This window comes from Stutzerimonas nosocomialis, assembly GCF_005876855.1.
Classification (GTDB): domain Bacteria; phylum Pseudomonadota; class Gammaproteobacteria; order Pseudomonadales; family Pseudomonadaceae; genus Stutzerimonas; species Stutzerimonas nosocomialis.
On the sequence record NZ_QLAE01000066.1, the window covers coordinates 1 to 6,016 of the forward strand.

General features: G+C 60.6%; 4 protein-coding genes. 2 read left to right on the plus strand and 2 right to left on the minus strand.

Translation table 11 applies throughout. The annotated features are described in order from the left end of the window. Positions 1-170: 170 nt before the first annotated feature. On the plus strand, positions 171-731 hold the full coding sequence (locus tag DN824_RS22210) for a recombinase family protein (protein ID WP_015648284.1): 561 nt from the start codon (positions 171-173) through the stop codon (positions 729-731). 3 nt (positions 732-734) lie between these two features. Beyond that, a complete protein-coding gene (locus DN824_RS22215; protein ID WP_027590725.1) occupies positions 735-3,701 on the plus strand; it encodes a Tn3-like element TnAs1 family transposase in 2,967 nt (988 codons plus the stop codon). Positions 3,702-3,741: 40 nt separating this feature from the next. Here DN824_RS22215 and DN824_RS22220 read toward each other — a convergent pair whose 3' ends face one another. Both DN824_RS22220 and DN824_RS22225 read right to left on the minus strand, forming a co-directional pair. Then, the gene (locus DN824_RS22220) at positions 3,742-4,770 is read right to left on the minus strand and encodes an IS30-like element ISPa59 family transposase (RefSeq protein ID WP_138410494.1); all 1,029 of its coding nucleotides are present in this window, start codon (positions 4,768-4,770) and stop codon (positions 3,742-3,744) included. Positions 4,771-4,844: 74 nt separating this feature from the next. Beyond that, a complete protein-coding gene (locus tag DN824_RS22225; RefSeq protein ID WP_081798309.1) occupies positions 4,845-5,177 on the minus strand; it encodes a Qac family quaternary ammonium compound efflux SMR transporter in 333 nt (110 codons plus the stop codon). Between the last annotated feature and the right edge of the window lie 839 nt (positions 5,178-6,016).

Here is a 6,016-nt window from a genome sequence, read left to right on the forward strand (position 1 = left end):
TGGATGTCAGGAAAGGCCGCGCCGCACCGTCAGAATAGAGTCTACTTTCATATTCTTTGACACCTGCTTGCCAAGGTCACAGATTTCAGCCTGACAAATTCAAGGCTTAGGGCGCAATGGAACCAAAAACCAACGTAAGCCCTGCCGCCCATCCAGCCCATGGAGGCATCTTGCAGGGACAACGCATCGGTTACGTCCGGGTCAGCAGTTACGACCAGAACCCGGAACGCCAACTTGAGCAGGTCGAGATCGGCAAGCTGTTCACCGACAAAGCCTCGGGCAAGGACACCCAGCGTCCACAGCTGGAGGCCATGCTCGGTTTCGTCCGCGAAGGCGATACCGTGGTGGTGCACAGCATGGATCGCCTGGCACGAAACCTCGATGATTTGCGCCGCCTGGTGCAGAAGCTGACCAAGCGCGGTGTGCGCATCGAGTTCTTGAAGGAAGGCCTGGTGTTCACCGGCGAGGACTCGCCGATGGCCAACCTCATGTTGTCGGTCATGGGGGCCTTCGCCGAGTTCGAGCGCGCCCTGATCCGTGAGCGGCAGCGCGAAGGCATCGCCCTGGCCAAGCAGCGCGGCGCGTACCGGGGCCGCAAGAAGGCCCTGTCCGACGAGCAGGCTGCTACCCTGCGGCAGCGGGCGGCTGCCGGCGAGCCCAAGGCGCAGCTTGCCCGCGAGTTCAACATCAGCCGGGAAACCCTCTACCAGTACCTCCGCACGGACGACTGATACATGCCGCGTCGCTTGATCCTCTCGGCCACGGAGCGGGACACCCTGCTTGCGTTGCCGGAAAGCCAGGATGACCTGATCCGCTACTACACCTTCAACGATTCCGACCTGTCGCTGATCCGTCAGCGGCGCGGCGACGCCAACCGCCTGGGCTTCGCGGTGCAGCTCTGCCTGCTGCGCTACCCCGGCTATGCGCTGGGCACCGACAGCGAGCTGCCCGAGCCGGTCATCCTGTGGGTGGCCAAGCAGGTTCAGGCCGAGCCGGCGAGCTGGGCGAAGTACGGCGAGCGGGACGTGACTCGCCGCGAGCACGCCCAGGAACTGCGCACCTACCTGCAACTGGCTCCATTCGGCCTGTCGGACTTCCGCGTCCTGGTGCGCGAATTGACCGAGCTGGCCCAGCAAACCGACAAGAGCTTGCTGCTGGCCGGTCAGGCGCTGGAGAGCCTGCGGCAGAAGCGGCGCATCCTGCCGGCGCTGAGCGTGATCGACCGGGCCTGCTCGGAGGCCATTGCGCGGGCCAATCGGCGGGTCTACCGCGCCCTGGTCGAACCACTCACGGACTCGCATCGGGCCAAGCTGGACGAGCTGTTGAAGCTCAAGGCCGGCAGCAGCATCACCTGGTTGACCTGGCTGCGACAGGCACCGCTGAAACCCAACTCCCGGCACATGCTTGAACACATCGAGCGGCTGAAGACATTTCAGCTGGTGGACTTGCCCGAAGGCCTGGGCCGGCACATCCACCAGAACCGCCTGCTCAAGCTGGCCCGCGAGGGTGGGCAGATGACGCCCAAAGACCTCGGCAAGTTCGAGCCGCAGCGACGTTACGCGACCCTGGCCGCCGTGGTGCTGGAGAGCACCGCGACCGTGATTGATGAACTGGTCGATTTGCATGACCGTATCCTGGTCAAGCTGTTCAGCAGCGCGAAGCACAAGCATCAGCAGCAGTTCCAGAAGCAGGGCAAGGCGATCAACGACAAGGTGCGCCTGTACTCAAAAATCGGCCAGGCTCTGCTGGAAGCCAAGGAAAGCGGCAGCGATCCCTACGCGGCCATCGAGGCGGTGATTCCCTGGGATGAGTTCACCGAGAGCGTCAGCGAGGCCGAGCTGCTGGCCCGGCCGGAGGGCTTCGATCATCTGCACCTGGTCGGCGAGAACTTCGCCACCCTGCGCCGCTACACGCCGGCCCTGCTGGAGGTACTGGAACTGCGCGCCGCACCGGCCGCGCAAGGCGTGCTGGCAGCCGTGCAGACCCTGCGCGAGATGAACGCCGACAACTTGCGCAAGGTGCCGGCCGATGCGCTCACAGACTTCATCAAGCCGCGCTGGAAGCCGCTGGTGATCACCCCGGAAGGCCTCGACCGGCGCTTCTACGAAATCTGCGCCCTGTCCGAACTGAAAAATGCCCTGCGCTCCGGCGACATCTGGGTCAAAGGCTCGCGGCAGTTCCGCGACTTCGACGACTATCTGCTGCCGGCAGAGAAGTTCGCCGCGCTCAAGCACGAGCAGGCCCTGCCCCTGGCGATCAACCCGAACAGCGACCAGTACCTGGAAGAGCGTTTACAGCTGCTGGACGAGCAGTTGGCCATCGTCACCCGCCTGGCCAAGGACAACGAGTTGCCCGATGCCATCCTCACCGAGTCCGGGCTGAAGATCACCCCACTGGATTCTGCGGTGCCGGATCGGGCGCAGGCGCTGATCGACCAGACCAGCCAGTTGCTGCCGCGCATCAAGATCACCGAACTGCTGATGGACGTGGACGACTGGACGGGCTTCAGCCGCCACTTCACCCACCTGAAGGACGGTGCCGAGACCAAAGACCGGACGTTGCTGCTGTCCGCAATCCTCGGTGATGCGATCAACCTCGGGCTGACCAAGATGGCCGAGTCGAGCCCCGGCCTGACCTACGCCAAGCTGTCCTGGCTGCAAGCCTGGCACATCCGCGACGAAACCTACTCGGCGGCCCTGGCCGAGCTGGTCAACCACCAGTACCACCATGCCTTCGCCGCCCACTGGGGCGACGGCACCACCTCATCCTCCGATGGCCAGCGCTTCCGCGCAGGCGGCCGGGGCGAAAGCACCGGGCACGTCAACCCGAAGTACGGCAGCGAGCCGGGACGGCTGTTCTACACCCACATCTCCGACCAGTACGCGCCGTTCAGCACCCGCGTGGTGAATGTCGGCGTGCGCGATTCCACCTATGTGCTCGACGGCTTGCTGTACCACGAGTCCGATCTACGGATCGAGGAGCACTACACCGACACGGCCGGCTTCACCGATCACGTCTTTGCCCTGATGCACCTGCTGGGCTTCCGCTTCGCGCCACGCATCCGCGACCTCGGCGAAACCAAACTGTACGTGCCGCAGGTCGTGCAGGCCTACCCGACGCTGCGCCCGCTGATCGGCGGCACCCTGAACATCAAGCACGTCCGCGCCCATTGGGACGACATCCTGCGCCTGGCCAGCTCGATCAAGCAGGGCACGGTCACCGCCTCGCTGATGCTGCGCAAGCTCGGCAGCTATCCGCGCCAGAACGGCCTGGCCGTGGCCCTGCGCGAGCTGGGCCGGATCGAGCGCACGCTGTTCATCCTCGACTGGTTGCAGAGCGTCGAGCTGCGCCGCCGCGTGCATGCCGGATTGAACAAGGGGGAAGCGCGCAACTCCCTGGCCAGGGCGGTGTTCTTCAACCGCCTCGGTGAGATCAGGGATCGGAGCTTCGAGCAGCAGCGCTATCGGGCCAGCGGCCTCAACCTGGTGACGGCGGCCATCGTGCTGTGGAACACGGTGTACCTGGAGCGCGCCACCCAGGCGATGGGCGACACGGGCAAGCCGGTAGACGGCGAGCTGCTGCAATACCTGTCGCCGCTGGGCTGGGAGCACATCAACCTGACTGGCGATTACGTCTGGCGGCAGAGCCGCAGGCTGGAAGACGGTAAGTTCCGCCCGCTACGAATGCCCGGAAAACCTTAGCGTACGATTTTTTCCGAATTCTGCGGGCTCCCCAACACGGTCATTGAATTGAAGCTGGAGCATCATGCCGCATAGTCATGGCCTTCTGCATCACCTCACCCATAACTTCGATGGGGCACTTGAAGTCGAAGCGCTTACGCGGTCGCATGTTCAGTTGCAGTGCAATAGCGTCGAGTTCTTCTTGGCTGTGTACCGACAAGTCCGTGCCCTTGGGCAGATACTGGCGGATCAGGCCATTTATGTTTTCGTTGCTGCCGCGTTGCCAAGGGCTATGCGGGTCGCAGAAGTAAATTGCCACCCCGGTCTGCTGGGTGATTTCAGCATGCCGAGCCATTTCTCGGCCCTGGTCGTAGGTCATGCTCTTGCGCATCGCCAGCGGCATGCCATTGAGCGCTGCACTGAAGCCTTCCATCGCCGAGGTCGCCGTCGCGTCGTTCATCTTTACCAGCATCAGGTAGCCACTGGTACGTTCCACCAGCGTGCCTACAGACGAGGCGTTGGCCTTGCCCTTGATCAGATCGCCTTCCCAATGCCCTGGCATCAGCCGGTCTTCGATCTCCGGTGGGCGCACATGGATGCTGACCATCTCGGGGATCTGGCCGCGTCGATCCACGCCGCCAGAGCGCGGCCGTCGCGTCGTCTTACTTTGGCGCAGGCAGATGATCAGCTCTTTACGCAGCTCGTCGACCGGCAGGGCGTAGATGGCGTTATAGATCGTCTCGCGACAGACGTAGGCTTCTCTGAGGCTGGGAATGTTCATGCTGCGCAGCTTGCCGGCAATCTGCTCGGGAGACAAACGCTCGCGCAGCATATGGGCCACCAACTGGAAGCGCTCACTACTCGGCAAGAGCTTTCGTTTCGGTCGACAGCGTTGGCGGCGGGCCTGCATCTGCTGCTGGGCCATGCGGGCCGAGTAGCCGCCACAGACATCTCGATTGCGGCGCAGCTCCCGGCTGATGGTCGAAGGGGATCGGGTGATCAAGCAAGCAATCTTGCGCAGGCTGAACCCTTGGGCACGGCCGATTTGAATGGTGGCGCGTTCTTCAACGCTGAGTTCGGTATAAGACATAGGGGCAGCACCGTACCGGAAAGGTCAGGTGTTGCACTCAGTTTTTGCCGCCGCCGGGTTACTTCAGACCTTCCCTAATGGGCGCTACCTTTAGACAGTAAGTTAAGAACAGCAACGCCGCCAACAATCATTGCCATGCCGATGAACGCCCAAATATCTAGTTTCTGCCCATAAAATACCCAGGCGACAGCTGTCACCAATACAATTCCGAGCCCTGCCCAAACTGCATATGCAATGCCCATGGGAATAGTCTTTAAGGCTAGGGATAAAAAGTAAAAAGCGAGGCCGTAACCTAAAACAACTAATATTGACGGAAGTGGTTTTGTGAATCCTTCGCTTGCTTTTAAAGCAGATGTGGCTACTACTTCACCAAATATTGCAACAGCCAAAAACAGCCAATTATTCATTTGCCTTCTCCGTATGTAGGTGTATGAAGATTTTAATTTTTTTATTCAAAAAAATGCAGTCTTGCGATAAAGAATTTACTGTGAGCAAAGTTGTGTAGGCGCTGAGCATGCAAAACTGCGCATTGATTCTTGCGGTAATGTGTGCGCATCGTTCAATGCGATATAGCGCGAGGGTTCGGGCCGCAAGAAACTTCCGGAAGGTGATCTGACCACAGTAGGCAGGCGCGATTTCGAGCGATAGAACGCTAAAAAAGGGGCATGAACGACTGTCTGCTTCTGGCCGAAAGCTACCGCCCAGCAAGCGACCGCTTCGGTCAAGCAGGTGTCCGATTCAGCCTTCCAAAGGAGCTGCACTGATATTGCAACCAGGTAGTCGCTTGGCATTACTACATGCGCTCACTGATCCGCTATAGCGCCTACCTCACCCCCACATCTTCGATCGCACCAGGAACAGCTTCGCAGTTCAAGCACGGTCTCGCGGGAACCAGAACCATGCGCTGAGCGTCTGATCATGGGTCACTTGATAGAGTCTCTGGCAATGGATAGCCGTCCCTCACACCTCAATTCATTACCTGTCCCATTGGGTCCGCATAATCAATGCAATGGCCTCCTGCATGCTCTGCGATTATGGCTAAAGTATTTTAGATGTCTGTACAGCAAGGTTTTCACACGAATCAGGCGTAGCTGGGAAATGCAGAGCTACGATCTGACGCTAAGTGATTGAACTGAACCGCCCCGGCTTTCCCGGAGGCTCCAACTCTTGAGAGGATGGAGCCATGAAGACGACGACGAAGTACTCCCCGGAAGTCCGCGAGCGAGCGGTTCGACTGGTATTGGAA

Coding starts and splice junctions, on each gene's coding strand:
- DN824_RS22215 (WP_027590725.1), top strand. CDS start 735: ATGCCGCGTCGCTTGATCCTCTCGGCCACGGAGCGGGACACCCTGCTT.
- DN824_RS22220 (WP_138410494.1), bottom strand. CDS start 4,770: ATGTCTTATACCGAACTCAGCGTTGAAGAACGCGCCACCATTCAAATC.
- DN824_RS22225 (WP_081798309.1), bottom strand. CDS start 5,177: ATGAATAATTGGCTGTTTTTGGCTGTTGCAATATTTGGTGAAGTAGTA.